Origin of the sequence: Massilia arenae (genome assembly GCF_008014745.1) — a bacterium.
Taxonomy (GTDB): domain Bacteria; phylum Pseudomonadota; class Gammaproteobacteria; order Burkholderiales; family Burkholderiaceae_D; genus Telluria; species Telluria arenae.
In genome coordinates this window covers 234,126-251,781 of sequence record NZ_VPFD01000004.1, presented here as the reverse complement: position 1 = coordinate 251,781, position 17,656 = coordinate 234,126, and the positions used below count along the sequence as shown (strand labels likewise).

At 62.5% G+C, this 17,656-nt stretch carries 20 protein-coding genes, 1 tRNA gene and 1 pseudogene; 11 read left to right on the top strand and 11 right to left on the bottom strand.

Going from position 1 to position 17,656, the window contains the following annotated elements:
• Positions 1-492: 492 nt before the first annotated feature.
• The 6 genes from FVD38_RS05275 to adk all read left to right on the top strand — a co-directional run bounded on the left by FVD38_RS05275 (position 493) and on the right by adk (position 4,363).
• Positions 493-1,101, top strand: a complete 609-nt coding sequence (locus FVD38_RS05275; RefSeq protein ID WP_147933851.1) for a MotA/TolQ/ExbB proton channel family protein — start codon at positions 493-495, stop codon at positions 1,099-1,101.
• Positions 1,101-1,538, top strand: coding sequence for an ExbD/TolR family protein (locus FVD38_RS05270; protein ID WP_183407500.1), 438 nt, complete (start codon positions 1,101-1,103; stop codon positions 1,536-1,538). Before FVD38_RS05275 ends, FVD38_RS05270 begins: the two co-directional genes overlap by 1 nt.
• Positions 1,539-1,578: 40 nt before the next feature.
• Positions 1,579-2,604, top strand: coding sequence for a tetraacyldisaccharide 4'-kinase (gene lpxK / locus FVD38_RS05265; RefSeq protein ID WP_147933850.1), 1,026 nt, complete (start codon positions 1,579-1,581; stop codon positions 2,602-2,604).
• On the top strand, positions 2,585-2,755 hold the full coding sequence (locus tag FVD38_RS05260) for a Trm112 family protein (RefSeq protein WP_005669111.1): 171 nt from the start codon (positions 2,585-2,587) through the stop codon (positions 2,753-2,755). Before lpxK ends, FVD38_RS05260 begins: the two co-directional genes overlap by 20 nt.
• Positions 2,756-2,770: 15 nt before the next feature.
• Positions 2,771-3,523 (top strand): 3-deoxy-manno-octulosonate cytidylyltransferase, encoded by a 753-nt coding sequence (kdsB, locus tag FVD38_RS05255; RefSeq protein ID WP_147933849.1) that lies wholly within the window; start codon positions 2,771-2,773, stop codon positions 3,521-3,523.
• Positions 3,524-3,706: 183 nt separating this feature from the next.
• Positions 3,707-4,363, top strand: coding sequence for an adenylate kinase (gene adk / locus FVD38_RS05250; protein WP_147933848.1), 657 nt, complete (start codon positions 3,707-3,709; stop codon positions 4,361-4,363).
• Positions 4,364-4,508: 145 nt separating this feature from the next.
• Here adk and FVD38_RS27165 read toward each other — a convergent pair.
• The 3 genes and pseudogenes from FVD38_RS27165 to FVD38_RS05235 form a co-directional block, all read right to left on the bottom strand.
• A pseudogene (locus FVD38_RS27165) lies at positions 4,509-4,616 on the bottom strand (IS3 family transposase); the annotation flags it as partial.
• Positions 4,617-4,669: 53 nt separating this feature from the next.
• Positions 4,670-6,021 (bottom strand): IS3 family transposase gene (locus FVD38_RS05240; RefSeq protein WP_370660628.1). Its coding sequence is split into 2 segments (ribosomal slippage): positions 4,670-5,530 and positions 5,533-6,021, totalling 1,350 coding nucleotides; the frame shifts between segments, so codons are not numbered across the junction.
• Between the two features lie 81 nt (positions 6,022-6,102).
• A complete protein-coding gene (locus FVD38_RS05235; protein WP_147933846.1) occupies positions 6,103-6,432 on the bottom strand; it encodes an RcnB family protein in 330 nt (109 codons plus the stop codon).
• 186 nt (positions 6,433-6,618) lie between these two features.
• Here FVD38_RS05235 and rsxB point away from each other — a divergent pair, with 186 nt between their 5' ends.
• Positions 6,619-7,296: an electron transport complex subunit RsxB gene (rsxB, locus tag FVD38_RS05230; RefSeq protein WP_147933845.1), complete on the top strand. Its 678-nt coding sequence runs from the start codon at positions 6,619-6,621 to the stop codon at positions 7,294-7,296.
• A 5-nt stretch (positions 7,297-7,301) separates the two neighbouring features.
• Positions 7,302-7,985 carry an endonuclease III gene (gene nth, locus FVD38_RS05225; protein WP_123068494.1) on the top strand — a complete coding sequence of 228 codons (684 nt, stop codon included), beginning with the start codon at positions 7,302-7,304 and terminating at the stop codon, positions 7,983-7,985.
• Between the two features lie 9 nt (positions 7,986-7,994).
• Here nth and FVD38_RS05220 read toward each other — a convergent pair whose 3' ends face one another.
• The 6 genes from FVD38_RS05220 to rplU form a co-directional block, all read right to left on the bottom strand.
• Positions 7,995-8,351 (bottom strand): nuclear transport factor 2 family protein, encoded by a 357-nt coding sequence (locus FVD38_RS05220; protein ID WP_147933844.1) that lies wholly within the window; start codon positions 8,349-8,351, stop codon positions 7,995-7,997.
• An 80-nt stretch (positions 8,352-8,431) separates the two neighbouring features.
• A complete protein-coding gene (gene proB / locus FVD38_RS05215) occupies positions 8,432-9,550 on the bottom strand; it encodes a glutamate 5-kinase (protein ID WP_147933843.1) in 1,119 nt (372 codons plus the stop codon).
• A gap of 186 nt (positions 9,551-9,736) precedes the next feature.
• A complete protein-coding gene (locus FVD38_RS05210) occupies positions 9,737-10,156 on the bottom strand; it encodes a hypothetical protein (protein ID WP_147933842.1) in 420 nt (139 codons plus the stop codon).
• Between the two features lie 2 nt (positions 10,157-10,158).
• The gene (gene cgtA / locus FVD38_RS05205) at positions 10,159-11,271 is read right to left on the bottom strand and encodes an Obg family GTPase CgtA (protein ID WP_123069528.1); all 1,113 of its coding nucleotides are present in this window, start codon (positions 11,269-11,271) and stop codon (positions 10,159-10,161) included.
• A 110-nt stretch (positions 11,272-11,381) separates the two neighbouring features.
• A complete protein-coding gene (gene rpmA / locus FVD38_RS05200) occupies positions 11,382-11,654 on the bottom strand; it encodes a 50S ribosomal protein L27 (protein WP_027865916.1) in 273 nt (90 codons plus the stop codon).
• A gap of 42 nt (positions 11,655-11,696) precedes the next feature.
• Positions 11,697-12,008, bottom strand: coding sequence for a 50S ribosomal protein L21 (rplU, locus tag FVD38_RS05195; RefSeq protein WP_123069546.1), 312 nt, complete (start codon positions 12,006-12,008; stop codon positions 11,697-11,699).
• A gap of 284 nt (positions 12,009-12,292) precedes the next feature.
• Between rplU and ispB the strand changes: the two genes are divergently transcribed.
• The 3 genes from ispB (at position 12,293) to FVD38_RS05180 (ending at position 14,789) form a co-directional block, all read left to right on the top strand.
• On the top strand, positions 12,293-13,282 hold the full coding sequence (gene ispB / locus FVD38_RS05190; RefSeq protein ID WP_147933841.1) for an octaprenyl diphosphate synthase: 990 nt from the start codon (positions 12,293-12,295) through the stop codon (positions 13,280-13,282).
• A gap of 52 nt (positions 13,283-13,334) precedes the next feature.
• Positions 13,335-13,411: transfer RNA gene (locus FVD38_RS05185), tRNA-Pro, on the top strand.
• Positions 13,412-13,652: 241 nt separating this feature from the next.
• Complete coding sequence (locus tag FVD38_RS05180) at positions 13,653-14,789, top strand: GGDEF domain-containing protein (protein ID WP_187271488.1); 1,137 nt, start codon at positions 13,653-13,655, stop codon at positions 14,787-14,789.
• A gap of 10 nt (positions 14,790-14,799) precedes the next feature.
• Here the strand turns inward: FVD38_RS05180 and FVD38_RS05175 are convergent, their stop codons facing one another.
• Positions 14,800-15,438, bottom strand: coding sequence for an NAD(P)H-dependent oxidoreductase (locus FVD38_RS05175; protein ID WP_147933839.1), 639 nt, complete (start codon positions 15,436-15,438; stop codon positions 14,800-14,802).
• Positions 15,439-15,553: 115 nt separating this feature from the next.
• Positions 15,554-17,584: a TonB-dependent siderophore receptor gene (locus FVD38_RS05170; protein WP_187271478.1), complete on the bottom strand. Its 2,031-nt coding sequence runs from the start codon at positions 17,582-17,584 to the stop codon at positions 15,554-15,556.
• Positions 17,585-17,656 lie beyond the last annotated feature (72 nt).

Here is a 17,656-nt window from a genome sequence, read left to right as displayed (position 1 = left end):
TTTGTTGGCAAAAAATGCGGTATGCTAATATTTTGGGCAGTGATGTTTTATTGAGGTAAATCAAAGGCTTACTGTCATAAAGTGCTCATTGCTCACACTTTTGTCCACAAAAAGTGTGCGGAACCTGAGGCACTCACAGGCGAAGTACAGCCGGGTTTTGCTGCTCGCAATTTAGGCTTAACAATTAAATCGTCTGGAATCAGTTACTTAGCTCAGTCCGGCTACCCTTGCGCACAATTTTGTCCACAGAATTTGTTCGCAACTACATCGTGCTAGTGAACAACTTATCAAGCCGGAGCCCGGTTGAGCCAAGTCATGAGACTGCCATTTTCTTGCGCAGGCGCAGAAAGCCCTTACAAATCAAGGTACTTGTCCCACCTCGCGGTCATTGCGCACAATTTTATCCACAGAAGTTGTGAAGAACTCTACTTGCCGCTTCGCTGCCAACTTGCTACATTGCCGAATTGATCTTTTTCCTCTCAGGAGTATCTCTTGCTCGCCATTTTTCAAGCCGCAGGCTGGCCTATCTGGTTCCTGCTGGTTGCGTCGATCGTTGCCGTCGCCCTCATCGTCGAACGCCTGATCACCCTGCGCCGCGAGAAGATCCTGCCCCGCAACCTGCTCGATGAAGTCATCCGCGTCTACCGCAGCGGCAAGGTGACGCCCGACGTGGTGGACAAGCTGGAACAGAACTCGCCCCTCGGCGCCGTGCTGGCCGCGGCGCTGCGCAACGTCGACGCCCCGCGCGACGTGATGAAGGAGTCGATCGAGGAGGCCGGCCGCGGCGTGGCCCAGAACCTGGAGCGCTTCCTCACCACGCTCGGCACCATCGCCTCGCTGGCGCCGCTGATGGGCCTGTTCGGCACGGTGGTCGGCATGATCGAGATCTTCGGCGCCTCGAGCCCGACCGGCGGCAATAACCCGGCCCAGCTGGCGCACGGCATCTCGGTGGCGCTGTACAACACCGGCTTCGGCCTGGCGATCGCGATGCCGGCCCTGGTGTTCTACCGCCACTTCCGCAACCTGGTCGACACCTATATCGTCGAGATGGAACTGCAGGCGGTGAAACTGGTCGACGTCGTCCACGGTGCCCGCAAATGATGGACTTTCGCCGCGGCCGCAAGCGCGAAGAGCCGGAGATCAACCTGATCCCGTTCATCGACGTGCTGCTGGTGGTCCTGATCTTCCTGATGGTCTCGACCACCTACAGCAAGTTCACCGAGCTGCAGATCACCTTGCCGACTGCCGAGGCAGAGAAGCAGGCGGAAAAGCCGTTCGAGATCAATGTGACGGTCGACGCCAAGGGCAACTACACGGTCAATAACACGCCGGTGGCCTTCACCAGTGTGGCCGGCCTGGCCCAGGACATGAAGAACGCCGCGCGCACGCCAGAGGGCCAGGTCGTGGCCAGCCCGGTGATCATCGTCAACGCCGACCAGTTCGCGATGCACCAGATGGTGATCAATGTGCTGGAAGCTGCGCGCGTGGCCGGCTACGACAAGCTGACCTTCGCGGCCCAGACCGGCGCCGCCAAATAATCCATACGGCGCGCACGCTGCGCGCCGCTTTTCTTCCCGCATGGCTTCCCAACTCGAATCGACCCTGACCCGCGCCTGGCTCCGGCGCGGGCTGCTTGCCTGGGCGTTGCTGCCGCTGGCGCTGCTGTTTCGCCTGCTCGCCGGCCTGCGCCGGCTGCTGTTCCGCACCGGCGTCAAGCGCGCCGAGCGCCTGCCGGTGCCGGTGATCGTGGTTGGCAATATCTTCATCGGCGGCACCGGCAAGACGCCGCTGACGATCTGGCTGGCCGAGAGCCTGCGCGCGGCCGGCTTCAATCCCGGTGTGATCTCGCGTGGTCACGGCGGCCAGGAAGGCGACGCGCTCGAAGTCACCCCACAGTCCGATCCGCGCGCCGTGGGCGACGAGCCGCTCTTGATCGCGGCCCGCGCCGGGTGCCCGGTCGTGGTCGGCCGCCGCCGCGTGCAAGCGGGACGAGCACTGCTGCAGGCGCATCCCGGGGTCGATGTGCTGATCGCCGACGACGGCCTGCAGCACTATGCGCTGGCGCGCGACGTCGAGATCGTCCTGTTCGATGGGCGCGGCGTCGGCAATGGCTGGCTGCTGCCGGCCGGTCCCTTGCGCGAACCGCCGTCGCGCCGGCGCGACTTCACGGTCGTCAACGCTCCCGAGATCACCCCCGGCCTGGCCCAGGCGGTCGGTGGGCAACCGTGGCGCATGCACCTGGCCGGTGACTTTGCCGAGCCGCTGCGGGGCGGCGAGCGGGTGCCGCTGGCGCAATTAAGCGATAAACGCATCGTGGCCGCCGCCGGCATCGGCAATCCGGGCCGCTTCTTCGCCATGCTGCGCGCGGCCGGCCTGACGCTCGGCGAACTGCCTTTGCCCGACCATCACGACTTTCTCGACGACCCGTTTGCCGGGGTCGATGCCGATGTCATCCTGATCACCGAGAAGGATGCAGTAAAATGTCGGCAAATTGATCATCTGAAGAACGATCCACGCCTGTGGGTCGTGCCGGTCACGGCGCAGCTCGACTTGCGCCTGGCCGAACAAATCGTGGAGAAATGTCGTGGACGCTCGCTTGCTTGATATCCTGGTCTGCCCGTTGTGCAAGGGTCCGCTTGAACTCGACAAAAAGGCGCAGGAACTGACCTGCCGCGCCGACCGCCTTGCGTACCCGATCCGCGACGGCATCCCGATTATGTGGGCCGACCAGGCGCGCAAGATCGAACCCGCCTGAGCAGGACGGGCTGAAATGAGCTTTACCGTCATCATCCCGGCGCGGCTGGCGTCGACCCGCCTGCCGAACAAGCCGCTGGCCGACCTGGGCGGTAAACCCATGGTAGTGCGCGTGGCCGAACGCGCGCGCGAATCCGGCGCGGCCCGCATCATCGTCGCCACCGACCATGAAGACATCGCCACCGCCTGCGCCGCCCACGGCGTCTCCGCCGTGCTCACCCGCGCCGACCACCCGTCCGGCACCGACCGCATCGCCGAAGTGGCGCAGGTGCTGGGCCTGGGCGCGCACGAAGTCGTGGTCAACCTGCAGGGCGACGAGCCGCTGATCGATCCGGCGCTGCTCGCGGCCTGCGCCGCCCGCATCGACGCCAATACGCCGATGGCCACCTGCGCGCATCCGATCCTGGACGCTGCCGAGGTCTTCAACCCCAACATCGTCAAGGTGGTGCTCGACAAGCTCGGCCGCGCGCTGTACTTCTCGCGCGCCACCATTCCGTGGCACCGTGACGCCTTCGCGGCCACCCAGGACTCGCTGCCGCTGGGCTACGCGCCGCTGCGTCACGTCGGCCTCTACGCCTATAGCAACGCCTTCCTGCAAGCCTATCCGAAGCTGGACGTATCGCCGCTCGAGTCGATCGAGGCGCTCGAACAGTTGCGCGTGCTGTGGCATGGCTATCCGATCGCCGTGCATGTCACGCAAGATGCGCCACCCGGCGGCGTGGATACGCCGGACGACCTGGCGAGGGTACGCCTGCATTACCCATCTTGATGTAAGCGCGGAAGAGTGATGGGGCCGTCTGCGCGGGATCAATAATCCTGGCCGCTGGGCCCCAAAACTGGCTTGAAAGCCAACTTTTGTGGTAACTTCCGTGTCAAGAAGGCTTGGCAACATCAAACATAATTTATACAATCCACAGCAATTTTCATTATTTTCTAGAATCTCAGGAAACTCATGCGTCTCATTCTGTTAGGAGCACCCGGTGCCGGTAAGGGCACCCAGGCAAATTTCATCAAGGAAAAGTTCAACATCCCGCAAATCTCGACCGGCGACATGTTGCGCGCCGCGATCAAGGCGGGCACTGAACTCGGCCTGGCTGCGAAAAAGGTGATGGATGCCGGCCAACTGGTGTCGGACGACATCATCATCGGCCTGGTCAAGGAGCGCCTGAAGGATGCGGACTGCGCCAACGGCTATCTGTTCGACGGCTTCCCGCGCACCATCGCCCAGGCCGAGGCGATGAAGGACAGCGGCGTCACCATCGACTACGTGCTCGAAATCGACGTGCCTGACGAAATGATCCTCGACCGCATGACCGGCCGCCGCTCGCACCCGGCCTCGGGCCGCGTGTACCACGTCAAGTTCAACCCGCCAAAGGTCGAAGGCGTCGACGACGTCAGCGGCGAACCGCTGATCCAGCGCGACGACGACAAGGCCGAAACCGTGTCGAAGCGCCTGGAGGTCTACCACAACCAGACCGAAGTGCTGCTGGGCTACTACGGCAAGTGGGCCGAATCGGGCCTGCCGGGCGCGCCAAAATACCGCAAGATCTCGGGCGTCGGCCCGGTCGAGCAGGTGCGTGACAACGCCTTCGCCGCGCTGTCCGAATAAGCGCAGCAAGCACAAAGTAAGTTAGCAGTAACCCGTCGTTCCCGCGCAGGCGGGAACCTAAGTTCTTCAGCGTTATCGATACGCTCGCAAACTTGGGTTCCCGCCTCTGATGTGACCCCTTAAACTGAGACGGTTGGATGCTCGCTTAGACGGCCTGGGTTCTGTACTGCACTGGACTCAGGCCGTTCAGTTTGATCTTGATGCGGTCATGATTATAGTAGTTGATGTACTGCTTCAGGCCGCTCACGAGTTGCTCGACACTGCTAANTGATGTGACCCCTTAAACTGAGACGGTTGGATGCTCGCTTAGACGGCCTGGGTTCTGTACTGCACAGGACTCAGGCCGTTCAGTTTGATCTTGATGCGGTCGTGATTATAGTAGTTGATGTACTGCTTCAGGCCGCTCACGAGTTGCTCGACACTGCTAAATTTGTTGAGATGGTAGAACTCGGACTTCAAGACAGCGAAGAAGCTCTCCATGGCCGCGTTGTCATGGCAGTTTCCCTTGCGGGACATGCTCTGTTGCAGCTCACCTTTATCGAGCGCATGCCGAAATGCCGGCATCCGGTATTGCCAGCCCTGGTCTGAGTGAAGAATCGGTCGCTCGTGTTCCTCAAGCTTGCTCAGCGCCTGTTCGAGCATGTCGCTCACCAATTCCAGGCTCGGTCGCTCTCGGATCTCATAGGCGACGATCTCGCGGTTGTATAGGTCCATGATCGGGGAGAGATATACCTTTCTGCCATCGACCTTGAACTCAGTGACGTCCGTTACCCACTTCTCGTTTGGCCGATCTGCCTCGAAGTCGCGCTGCAGGACATCTTCCGATGCCTCCATGGCGTCAGCCTTATAGGATTTGTACTTCTTCGGTCGAACCAGCGACTTCAGGCCTAGCTCGCCCATCAAGCGCTGAACTGCCTTATGGTTGATGATGCGCCCAGCTTGCCGCAGGGCTGCCGTGATCCGACGATAACCATAGCGCCCGTGATGGCGATGGAACTCGGTCTGGATCTCTTCTTTTACCTGTGCGTCCTTATCCCCCGCCTCCAGTACCTTCTTCTGATAGAAGAACGTACTGCGTGCCAGCGAGGCAGCTTCGAGCAAGTAAGTCAGTCCATGCTCCAGCCTTAGTTCGAGTATTACTTGCGTTTTTTCGCTGGCGCAGGCGACTTCGACTCGACTAAGGCTTTGAGCTTTTTTAGGTAAGCATTCTCCGCACGAAGCCGCTTGACCTCCTCTACGAGGTCATTATGTGAGCAGTTCGTCTCGTCCACTGGGACGCGAGTAGGAGGGGTCGGCAGAGCCTTCATTCTGGGATTTTCGTTACGGCGTCGTTTCAAACCTTCGAAGCCGTCGCGCTTGTGCCGCCGCTCCCATTCGCCGATATGGGATGCGTTAGGAAGATTGAACACAGCTGCGGCCTGTCGATAGGACAGCGCATTGTCCCACATGTGTTTCAGCACCGACAGCTTGAACTCGGCACTGTGCGCCTTCCACACCCTCATCGCTAGCCCAGCTATGCCGTGGAGGCGGTAGCGCGCTACCCACGAACGAAGAAGTGCTGCTGAAATTTCGAACTGCTGCGCTACCTTCGTGAAGCCTGCTGGCCCGACTAAGTAGGCCTCAACGGCTGAAAATTTAAACTGCTCGTCGTACTTCATAAGACCCCTTGAAGTGGAGTCTCACTTCAAGGGGTCACATCACTTCGCGGGGACGACGTAATTTACGGTTAGCTCAGCAGCTCAGCGCACCGCTACCACCTGCGCCACCCGCCCAGTCGCGATCGCCACCAGCGCATAGCGCCCGCCCGCGTCGACCCACTGGTGCCCGCGCGGCGGCTTGGACAGGCGCAATGCGCGCCAGTCCTCGACCACGTGCTGGTGCGCCTGGTAGCGCGCTGGCAGGCGCTCGCCGCGCCGCAGTTCTCCATTCGCGTCCACGCTGCGGTAGCGCGCCGGCTGCACTTGCGCGGCGCCCGGTCGGGCATCGGGCTTGGCGGCGCCCGGCTGCTGCAAGCCGTCTCCTGCCGAAAAGATGGCGGCAAAGAGCAACGGCGCAATCAACTCGTTCATGTCAGTCCCCGGGGTCAGCGTCAGCCGATAGTACAACAGGGCGGTACGCAGGCCGTCTGTTCGCTCCCCCACGTAGGGACGAGAATGGATGAGCACTGCCGGGTCCGCCTGAAGGCCGCCCTGATCGCCTCCACGCCCGTTTTGGCGGATAATGTCGGCTTGATCAGATTCGAGCAGCGCCCTTTCGTGACCACATCCCTCGCCGACCAGCTCGAAGACCTGCTGCCGCAGACCCAGTGCACCAAATGCGGCTATCCCGCCTGTCGCCCGTATGCCGAGGCAATGGCGAGCGGCGAGGCCGAAATCAACCAGTGTCCGCCGGGCGGCATGGAAGGCGTGCGCCGCCTGGCCGCCGCGACCGGACGCAAGGTCATCCCGATCAATCCGGCCAACGGCCTCGAGCGCCCGCGCCCGGTCGCCTTCATCGACGAGGCGCTGTGTATCGGCTGTACGCTGTGTATCCAGGCCTGCCCGGTCGATGCGATCCTAGGCGCGGCCAAGCAGATGCACACCATCCTGCCGAGCCTGTGCACCGGCTGCGACCTGTGCGTGGCGCCCTGCCCGGTCGACTGCATCGCAATGATCCCCGTGACCGGCGAGTGCACCGGCTGGGACGCCTGGACCCAGCAGGACGCCGACGCCGCGCGCGACCGCCACGACTTCCGCAACGCGCGCCTGCGCCGCGAGCGTGAGGAAAACGATGCCCGCCTGGCCGCCAAGGCCGTGGAAAAAATGCGCGCGGTGACCGCCGAAGTGACGAACACCCCGGAAGAACTGGCCGAGAAGGAGCGCAAGCGCGCCATCATCGCCGCCGCCATGGAACGCGCCCGCCTGAAGGCGGCCGGCAACCAGGAACAGAACTGACCCAGATGAATCCCGCCAAACGCCTGGAAATCTTCACCCGCTTTCGCGCCGCCAATCCGAAACCGACCACCGAACTCGAGTTCACGACGCCGTTCGAACTGCTGATCGCGGTGCTGCTGTCGGCCCAGTCGACCGACGTCGGCGTCAACAAGGCCATGCGCCGCCTGTTCCCGGTGGCGAACACGCCGCAGGCCATCCTCGACCTCGGCATCGACGAACTCAAGACCTATATCTCGACCATCGGCCTGTACAACACCAAGGCGAAGAATGTGATGGCGACCTGCCAGATCCTGGTCGAGCAGCACGGCGGCGAAGTGCCGCCCGTGCGCGAAGCACTGGAAGCATTGCCCGGCGTCGGCCGCAAGACCGCCAACGTGGTGCTCAATACCGCCTTCGGCGAGCCGACCATGGCGGTCGACACCCACATCTTCCGCGTGTCGAACCGGACCAGGATCGCGCCGGGCAAGAACGTCGACATCGTCGAGCAGAAGCTGTTGAAATTCGTGCCCAAGGACTTCCTGCACGATGCCCACCACTGGCTGATCCTGCACGGCCGCTACACCTGCGTGGCGCGCAAGCCCAAGTGCTGGAACTGCCTGATCGCCGACCTGTGCGAGTTCAGGGACAAGACGCCGGCGCCGGCCGGCGTGCTCGATCCGGCCGTGGCCGCGGCCAACGCGGCGACTTAGTTCCGCAACTTAAACCCGGGTTTCGCCGGTGGCGAACGAGGCGCGCACGATGCGCCCCTCGACCACCTTGTACACGCACAGCATCTCGACCGTGCCCCTCCCTTCGGGGAAATTGCGGGTGACGATTTCCAGGTCGGTGACGAAGTTGCCGAGCACCGTGCGCGACAGCAGGCGCGCGTGCAGGTCGGGTTCGGCGAAGCGCATCTCGTAGCGCGGGCGGATCTGGTCGTGCCCCTGGGCAAGTAGCTCGCCGTGCAGCGCGAATTGCTGCGCATCCGGCGCATAGGTGGCCATCAGGGCATCGAGGTCTTTGGCGTTATAGGCGTCGAGCTGAGCCTGGACCACGGCGAGGGGAGAGTTCGGCATAGCGTCTTTCAAAAAAAACGGCGCACTTTCCAACGAAAGCGCGCCTGATCACATTGTCACGGCAAGCGAGCGCTCACCCCTTACAGCAACACCATATTATCGCGATGCACCAGCTCCGGACCTTCGACAAAGCCCAGGATACGCTCGATCTCGGTCGAGGAATGACGCATGATGCGCCGCACCTCGCTACTGGCATAGTTGGTCAGCCCGCGCGCCAGCGGCTTGCCGGCTTCGTCGACGCAGGTGATCACCTGGCCGCGGCCGAACTCGCCGTTCACGGCCAGCACGCCGATCGGCAACAGCGACTTGCCCTCTTTGGTCAGCTTGAGCGCAGCGCCGGCGTCGATCACGACTTCTCCCGTGGTGTGCAGGTGGTCGACCATCCACTGGCGGCGCGCCGTCAGGCGGCCGGTGGCGGCCAGCAATTGGGTGCCGATCGATTCGCCGCCGGCCAGGCGCGTGAGCACGTCCGGCTCACGGCCCCAGGCGATCACGGTATGGGCGCCGGAGCGCGCCGCGCGCTTGGCGGCCAGCACCTTGGTCAGCATGCCGCCACGGCCGATGCTGCTGCCGGCGCCGCCGGCCATCGCCTCCAGGGCCACGTCGCCGGCCTGGGCCTGCTCGATCAGCTGCGCGTTCGGATCCTTGCGCGGGTCGCTCGAGTACAGCCCGGGCTGGTCGGTGAGGATGACCAGCGCATCGGCCTCGATCAGGTTGGCGACCAGGGCGCCGAGCGTGTCGTTGTCGCCGAACTTGATCTCGTCGGTGACGACGGTGTCGTTCTCGTTGATGATCGGGACCACGTTCAGGCGCAGCAAGGTGGTCAGCGTCGAGCGCGCATTGAGGTAGCGTTCGCGGTCGGCCAGGTCGGCGTGGGTCAGCAGTACCTGCGCGGTCTTGACGCCGTGGGCGCTGAAGCTGGTCTCATAGATCTGAGCCAGGCCCATCTGGCCGCAGGCGGCGCAGGCCTGCAATTCATGGATGTCGGTCGGGCGCTTGCCGAAACCGAGGCGCAGCATGCCCTCGGCGATGGCGCCCGAACTGACCAGGACGACGTCCTTGCCGAGCGCGCGCAATGCGGCGATCTGGGCTGCCCAGCGGGCGATGGCGGTATGGTCGAGGCCCCTTCCCTCGTCGGTGACGAGGGAGGAGCCGACCTTGACGATGATGCGCGAAGCGTTCTGGAGTACGCTATTCATGGCGACAGGATCTTCCGTTCTTCTAAACTTACATAAAACTAACTTACGTTAGCTTCACTGTTAGATTCCTGCTTCGTCGGGGCCGGTTTCATCCTGCTTGGCAGGCCAGCGCCTTCCCCTCCACAGGCAGTCACGGTGGAACTCACCGCCGCAATGTGTGACCACACGAATCTAAACGAGTTCCAGCTAACTGTTAGCTACCCGCGGTCGCAACGCGAGCAGGGAAAGTCCTGCCAGCAGTTCAACCGCGCAGACGACTAATAATACCCCCGTGGGCAAGCCGATCGCAAAAGCCGCGACGAGGCGGCCGGCCGGCTGGGCCAGGAGGAACAGGGCAGTAAGGTCGCCGAGGATGGGCTGGTCGCCCTGCCTGGCCGCCAACAGCGCCAACCCCGCGGTAGCGAGGCGGATGCCGACGTAGATGGCGTAGAACTGGCTGTAGCCGTTCACGCCGACGAGAAACAGGCCCATCACGGCCGCGATGCGGTCGGGATCGAGCATGGCCGCGAGCGCGGCCAGTGAACTTGCGGTGGCGACCAATTGCAGCAGCTGGCCGCGCAGCCAGGCGCGCGACCAGATGGTGGTCTGAGTAGCGCTCGCGCTCAAGTTCAGTCTTCGATGATCTTGAAACGTGGATCGTCCGGATCGATCGACGAGATGCCACGCGCTTCCTCGGTCATCGAGGTTTCTTCGGCGCGCTGCTCGGAATGGCGCTTTTCTTCGAGGTGCAGGTAGATCGCATTGATCAGGTCCTGGCAGCCTTCGCGGTTCAGGGCCGAGATCTCGAACACGGGGCCCTTCCAGGCCAGGCGCTTGATCATGTCCTTGACGCGCTTCTTGCGCTCGGCATCGTCGAGCACGTCGAGCTTGTTCAACACCAGCCAGCGCGGCTTGTTGAGCAGTTCTTCGTCGTACTTTTCGAGTTCCTTGATCAGGGCCTTGGCTTCCTTGACCGCATCGACCTTGTCGTCGAACGAGGACAGGTCGACGATGTGCAGCAGCAAACCGGTACGCTGCAGGTGGCGCAGGAACTGGTGACCCAGGCCGGCGCCTTCGGACGCGCCTTCGATCAGGCCCGGAATATCGGCGATCACGAAGCTCTTTTCGTGCGACACGCGCACCACGCCCAGGTTCGGGTGCAGGGTGGTGAACGGATAGTCGGCGATCTTCGGCTTGGCGTTCGACACGGCCGTGATGAAGGTGGACTTGCCGGCATTCGGCATGCCCAAGAGGCCCACGTCGGCCAGCACTTTCAGTTCGAGGCGCAGTGTACGACGTTCGCCTTCCTTGCCTTCGGTCTTCTGGCGCGGTGCGCGGTTGGTCGAGGTCTTGAAATGGATATTGCCCCAACCGCCCTCGCCGCCCTTGGCCAGCAATTCGGACTGGCCGTGCTCGGTCAGGTCGGCGACGATCTCGCCGTTGAGGTCATCGACGATCAGCGTGCCGACCGGCATACGGATGGTGATGTCTTCGGCGCCCTTGCCATAGCAATCGGAGCCGCGGCCCGGTTCGCCATGCTTGCCGGTGTGGACTTTCGAGTAACGGAAGTCGACCAGGGTGTTCACATTGCGGTCGGCAACCACGTAGATCGAGCTGCCCTTGCCGCCGTCGCCGCCGTCCGGACCGCCGAATGGGCGGAACTTCTCGCGACGGAACGAGGCGCACCCGTTGCCGCCGTCGCCAGCGATGACTTCAATTCTTGCTTCGTCAATAAACTTCATGATTGTGACCGCTTAAAAACTAAAAAGGCCCTACCGTGGGCAGAGCCTTTCGATGGAAGGCTTGCGCCTTGCAAAGAAGCGCCGCTGATGCGGCGCGAGTGCGTAGTAAATTACGCTGCGACTGCTTCGTTAGCAACGACGGTCACGAACTGCTTCGAGCCCACGCCTTGCTTGACGAACTTGACGGTACCGTCGACCAGCGCGAACAGGGTGTGATCCTTGCCGGTGCCGACGTTGGTGCCAGCGCGCACTGGGGTGCCGCGTTGACGGATGATGATGCCGCCGGCGTTGATCGCCTGGCCGCCGTAGACTTTCACGCCAAGGCGTTTGCTTTCTGAGTCACGGCCGTTGCGGGTAGTACCGCCGCCTTTTTTGTGTGCCATTTAATTACTCCTTGATGACTATGCTGGGAACCGGAACGGCGATTAGCCGTTGATCGAAACGATCTGGATTTCGGTGAAGTTCTGGCGATGGCCTTGACGCTTCTGGTAGTGCTTACGACGACGCATCTTGAAGATACGCACTTTGTCGTGGCGACCCTGCGAAACCACTTTCACCAGCACCGTTGCACCTTCGACCAGAGGAGCACCAAACTTGATGCTTTCGCCTTCGCCGAGGGCGAGGACCTGATCGATCGTGAGTTCGGAACCAATGTCTGCCGGTATCTGTTCTACTTTAAGTTTTTCACCAGCGACAACTTTGTATTGCTTGCCACCGGTTTTTATGACCGCGTACATGATTTGAAACCTCATCAAATGTTAAAAGAATCCGCCAGCAACAGAGCCCCGCGCAAGTGCGCTGGACTGTTCGTAAGCCGGGGAACAGGGGATTATACATAAATTGCCGTGATGCGTCAAAAGCGACTAACGATCTCTTCAGTACGTGGCAAGCCGCCAACGCCGCGCAGGCGTTCGGGGGACTTCCCTAAGGCGGGCTCTACCCTGCTGGCAGGACGGATACCCCTTGCATACCGTATAATCGCGGCACTCTTATAGTCAACCCACGTCTTCGCAGGTCAGCCTTGTCAGCCGCCACTCAACACGCCCAACAGAACTCCATCGTCCAGTCGATCGCCCCAGACATGGAGGCCGTCAACACGGTGATCCGCCAGCGGCTGCATTCCGACGTCACCCTGGTGAACCAGATCGCCGAGTACATCATCAGCGCGGGCGGCAAGCGTATCCGTCCAGTGCTGGTGCTGCTGCTGGCCAATGCCTACGGCTACCGCGGCACGGCCCACCATGAGCTGGCCGCCGTGGTCGAGTTCATCCACACCGCGACCCTGCTGCACGACGACGTGGTCGACGAATCCTCGATGCGCCGCGGCCGCCAGACCGCCAACGCCCTGTTCGGCAATGCCGCCTCGGTGCTGGTGGGCGACTTCCTGTACTCGCGCTCGTTCCAGATGATGGTCGGCCTGAACAATATGCGCGTGATGCAGATCCTGTCCGACGCCACCAATGTGATCGCCGAGGGCGAAGTGCTGCAGCTGCTGAACATGCACGACCCGGACGTGACCGAAGCGGCCTACCTGCTGGTAATCCGCTCCAAGACCGCCAAGCTGTTCGAAGCGGCGGCCGAGCTGGGTGCATTGGTAGCCGGCGCCAACGACGAGCAGATCGCCGCAGCCGGCGAGTACGGCCGCTCGCTGGGCACGGCCTTCCAGTTGATCGACGACGTGCTCGACTACGCGGGCGACGCTGCCGAGATCGGCAAGAACCTGGGCGACGACCTGCGCGAAGGCAAGCCTACCTTGCCGCTGATCTGGCTGATGGAACATGGCACGCCGGAGCAGCGCGAGCTGGTGCGCAATTGCATCGAGCAGGGTGATGAACAGCAATTCGATGCGGTGCTGGCGGCGGTGACGTCGAGCGGTGCGCTGGATTACACCCGCAAACAAGCGGAAGAAGCGGCCCGCCGCGCGTCGAATGCGATCGCGGATTTGCCTAACAATATCTTCAAAGATAGCCTGCTCCAGCTCAGCCGTTTCGCTGTTGACAGGAACCATTAAGTGATTTTATAGTAATGCCTTCCCGGGGCATTGTATGTACACCCCAAACCGTCGGGGTGTAGCTTAGCCCGGTAGAGCGCTACGTTCGGGACGTAGAGGCCGGAGGTTCGAATCCTCTCACCCCGACCACAAAGTTTCTTTAAAACAGCGGATATAATTCCGCTGTTTTTGTTTCCAGACCTCGCATTGGCGGCATTGGCCATGTGACGATCGGCCACACCGGCATCCCATCCGTTCCCGCACCGCGCCCTACCCGCCCCGCCCCGACACGAGGACCAGTTGGGGCAGAGAGCGGCGGTGCTGCGCTTCACGGCTTTTTTCGAGAGTAGAGTCATTGCTGAAAATTGACGTCCCCTCCCTGTTCATCGCCATGACACTCAATCTGGCGATCATATCGGTGACGCTGCCCTACTTCATGGGCCGGGTGAACCGTGCGGCGCGCTGCGCACAGGCCGGGATCATCCTGCAGACCGCCGGCTGGTTGAGCCTGATCGCCTCGAGCGCTTTCCCACAGGGAGGTTGGGCCGACCACCTGCTGTCGACGCTGGCGATGGCCTGCGTGTCGAGCGGCATGGTGTTCAATGCAATGGCCTTCCAGCTCTGGTGCGGGCGCGATGCCAGCGTGCGCCTGCCCGCCGCCATCGCTGTCGTGATGACTGCCGGCTATGGCATCGGCTTTTCCGACTACGCGTTTCGCGTGGGCTGGGCCAACGGCCTGCTGGCCCTGCAGATCGCCACGGTCGTGGTCACACTGTGCCGGCCGCCGCGGTTGGCGGTCGGACGCTGGCGCTGGCTGCTGGTCATCTGCCTGTCGGTCCAAATGGCGGTACTGGCCTGCCGCGCCGTGCTGGGTGCGTTCTACACCGACGAGTTTCCGAACTTCTTCGGGCCTTACCTGGTCAACCAGATATTCGCCCTGTCATCGAACTCGATGCTGGTGCTGTCGATGGCCGCCATCCTGCTGGCGCACCGCGACGAGGCTGCCCGCGACCTCGAAAGGCTGGCCACGATCGACGGCCTGACCGGCGTCCTGAACCGCCGGGCCTGGCTGAAACAGGCCAGCGCCGACCTGGCCAACAGCGTACGCTACCGGCAGCCGATCGGCGTGCTGCTTCTTGACCTCGACCATTTCAAGCAGATCAACGATCTGCACGGCCATGCCTTGGGCGACCGCGCGCTGCAATTGTTCGCGGCAGGCTTGCGCGCCGTCAGCCGTGCTGGCGACACCTGCTGCCGGTACGGCGGAGAAGAGTTCTGCGTACTGCTCAACGGCGCCAACTGCGCTGCGATCATGGCGTACGACGCACGCCTGCGCGAGTGGCTGGCGCAGCACTCGCAGCCGGCGCTGGGATTCGCGCTGTCGTACAGTGCCGGTGTCGACATGCCCATCCATGACAGCGACAGCATCGACATCCTGCTGCAACGTGCCGACGTCGCCCTGTACCGGGCCAAGGCGCAGGGGCGCGGCTGCACGCTGGTCACGAGGTCAGACCTGGCCTTGATGTGAGTCTGGTTGCCTACGCCACTTCGGTGACGAACTGCGATAACGGGCGACGTACTTTTTTCAGGTCGACGAGCCAATCGCCTTCATCCGCACGATAGCCTACAGGCAAGAGGATCACCGAACGCAATCCCCGCTCGCGTAGTTTCAGGATCTCATCGACCTTGGCAGGATCGAACCCTTCCATCGGCGTGGCGTCTACCTTTTCCTCGGCTGCGGCAATCAGCGCACTGCCGAGGCCGATGTAAGCCTGGCGCGCGGCGTGTTCAAAATTGGTCTGGGCGTCGCGTTGAGGATACGTCGACAGCAGTTGCTGGCGGTAGGCTTCCCAACCTTCGTTCCTGATGCCGCGCTCGGCGTTCACCAGATCAAACATCGCGTTGATGCGCTCAGCCGTATAGTTATCCCACGCGGCAAACACGAGCAGATGCGAGGCGTCCGTTACCTGAGCCTGGTTCCAGGCATGCGCCCTGATCTGTTCACGCAGAGCATCGTTCGTCACCACAAACATCTCGTACTGTTGCAGTCCGCTGGAACTGGCCGTCAGGCGCACCGCCTCGAGAATGCGGTCGATCTTCTCTTTGGCGACCTTCTTGGTGGGATCCATTTTTTTTGTAGCGTAACGCCACTGCAAGGTTTGCAGGAGATCGGACATGCAGAATTCCTTCTATGTGAGTGAATAATGCGCCATGATGCCCGACCCGGCAGTTTCTTGCCGAGCGCAGCCCCATCTGCCCTCAGCACGTCTCCATTTCACCTACCTCTTCCACTCAAAACGTACTACGCAAACGAACGCCGAGCTGACGCGGGGTTCCCACCAGCACGCGCATGGCGCCGTCCGCGGACGTGTAATACGCGCGATCGAAGGCATTGCGCAACAGCAGATCCAGCTTGAGCGAGGTCCCATTCCATTTGAATGCGGTCCCAAGACCCAGGTCAGCCACGGTATAAGACGGCAAGGTCACCGAGTTGGCCGAATCGCCCTGACGCTCGCCCGCGTAGCGCACCGCCGCATTGACATGCCAGGAAAGACCACCAGTGCGCCAGCCCGGTGCATAGTGCGCGGCAACCGACGCCGCATGACGCGGCGCATTCGGCAGCCGGTTCCCCTTCAATCCACTCGCATCGTCCAGCACTTCCGTCGCGGTATAGGCATAGGTCCCGATGACACTGAGCCGATCACCCAGCTGCCCAACCAGGTCCAGTTCAGCACCGCGCGAGCGTGCCTTGCCAATGGCCTGCGCAGTATCGTCGTCCAGATTGACGACGATATTCTTCTTCTCGATGTCAAACAGCGCCACCGTGCCCGACACCCGCTCGCCGATCTTGAACTTGCTGCCGAGTTCCAGCGAACGCCCCTCGGTCGGGTCGAACGCGCCCTCGGTCGGGCTGCTGGCCAGGTTCGGCACGAAGGACGTGGCGTAGTTGGCGTACAGCGACAGCTGCGGGTCGAGCTTGTAGAGCGCGCCAAGGCGCGGCAGCACTTTCGACCCGGAGATATTCTGCGTCTCCACAAACTCCAGGCCGGCACCCTCCTCCTGGCGGTAGCGCTGGAACCGTGCCGAGGCCGCGACAATCCAGCGCTCGCCGAGCGCCATGCTGTCCTGGACGAACACCGAGGTGGTGGCGAGCAGCGAGCGTGCGTTGCGGGTCTCGTCGTCGATCTCGGTCGGCACCGGTATCTGGCCATAGACCGGGTTGACGGTATCGAATCCATCGTGCGTCACGCGCAACAGCTCGCCCATGGTGCGGCCCAGCGTGCGCTCGTGGTCCACGCCCACCAGCACTTCGTGGCCGACCGCGCCGGTACGGAACCTGCCCACGAGGTCGGCGACCAGGTAGTGGCTGTTGTCGTCGACGCCCTGGCGGCCGTCGACACGGCGCCGCAGCAAGCCGGTCGCTTCGTCGTAGCGGTTGGCGCGCACGCGCCAGTCGCTGTAGCGATGCTGGTTGAAGGCGTAGTTGACGCGCGCCGTCCATTGGCCGTTGATCGCATGCTGCAGCCGCGTGTTGACGAAGTCGGATTTGCCCTCCACGTGAGAAAACGGCTCGCTGAGCCGACGTTCGCGCGGGATGTCGATCGGCCTGCCATTGGCCCCAAAAATGGCGCCGTCGTCGAACGGCACGTCGTAATCCGTGTGTTCGTAGCTGACGATGAATTCAGTGCCGCCGCTGCGCCAGGCAAGCGACGGCGCCACCAGGTCGCGCCGCGTGGCGCCGAAATTGCGCCAGTCGTCGCGGTCTTCGGTCGAGGCGATGAGCCGGTACGACCAGCCGCTGGCGCCGATCGGGCCGGTGTGATCGAACTGGGCGCCGTAGCCGCCGGCCTCCTCCGTATCGACCTGCAGATCGGTGCGCGCACGCGCCAGCGGCGCCTTGCTCACTACATTGATCACGCCACCCGGCTCCTGGATGCCGTAGAGCGTCGAGGCAGGTCCCTTGAGGACTTCCACACGCTCGGTAGTGGCGCTGAAATTGCGCGCCTGGACCGAGCGCACGCCGTCGCGCAGTACGCTCCCCGCCGATTCACCGGTAAACCCGCGGCGCACGAAGGCATCCTGCGTCCCTGCACGGGTAGGCGCCTGGGCAATCCCGCTGACCAGCGACAAGGCATCGTCGAGCGTGCGCACCTGCAGGTTTTCCAGCAGGGTCGGACCAATCACCTGGACCGACTGCGCCACGGCCATCAGCGACTGGTCGGTGCGGGTGGCCGTGGAAGCCTGGCTCGATTCATTGATGACATTCAGGGAACCCTTGATTTCGACCACCGCCGGGCTGGCGGTTTGCGCAATGGCGATCATGGCGGGGGCGGCAAGAGCGAAGAAAGGAACAAGCAGTTTTGGTGGCATAAATTGAATGATAATGATTCTCAT

Excerpts from the sequence above, each read along its gene's own strand:
- FVD38_RS05220 (WP_147933844.1), bottom strand. The coding sequence starts at position 8,351 with ATGCCGAACTCTCCCCTCGCCGTGGTCCAGGCTCAGCTCGACGCCTAT.
- rpmA (WP_027865916.1), bottom strand. The coding sequence starts at position 11,654 with ATGGCACACAAAAAAGGCGGCGGTACTACCCGCAACGGCCGTGACTCA.
- FVD38_RS05175 (WP_147933839.1), bottom strand. The coding sequence starts at position 15,438 with ATGTCCGATCTCCTGCAAACCTTGCAGTGGCGTTACGCTACAAAAAAA.
- cgtA (WP_123069528.1), bottom strand. The coding sequence starts at position 11,271 with ATGAAGTTTATTGACGAAGCAAGAATTGAAGTCATCGCTGGCGACGGC.
- FVD38_RS05270 (WP_183407500.1), top strand. The coding sequence starts at position 1,101 with ATGGACTTTCGCCGCGGCCGCAAGCGCGAAGAGCCGGAGATCAACCTG.
- rplU (WP_123069546.1), bottom strand. The coding sequence starts at position 12,008 with ATGTACGCGGTCATAAAAACCGGTGGCAAGCAATACAAAGTTGTCGCT.
- kdsB (WP_147933849.1), top strand. The coding sequence starts at position 2,771 with ATGAGCTTTACCGTCATCATCCCGGCGCGGCTGGCGTCGACCCGCCTG.
- nth (WP_123068494.1), top strand. The coding sequence starts at position 7,302 with ATGAATCCCGCCAAACGCCTGGAAATCTTCACCCGCTTTCGCGCCGCC.
- adk (WP_147933848.1), top strand. The coding sequence starts at position 3,707 with ATGCGTCTCATTCTGTTAGGAGCACCCGGTGCCGGTAAGGGCACCCAG.
- FVD38_RS05235 (WP_147933846.1), bottom strand. The coding sequence starts at position 6,432 with ATGAACGAGTTGATTGCGCCGTTGCTCTTTGCCGCCATCTTTTCGGCA.
- FVD38_RS05170 (WP_187271478.1), bottom strand. The coding sequence starts at position 17,584 with ATGATCGCCATTGCGCAAACCGCCAGCCCGGCGGTGGTCGAAATCAAG.
- lpxK (WP_147933850.1), top strand. The coding sequence starts at position 1,579 with ATGGCTTCCCAACTCGAATCGACCCTGACCCGCGCCTGGCTCCGGCGC.
- proB (WP_147933843.1), bottom strand. The coding sequence starts at position 9,550 with ATGAATAGCGTACTCCAGAACGCTTCGCGCATCATCGTCAAGGTCGGC.
- FVD38_RS05180 (WP_187271488.1), top strand. The coding sequence starts at position 13,653 with ATGACACTCAATCTGGCGATCATATCGGTGACGCTGCCCTACTTCATG.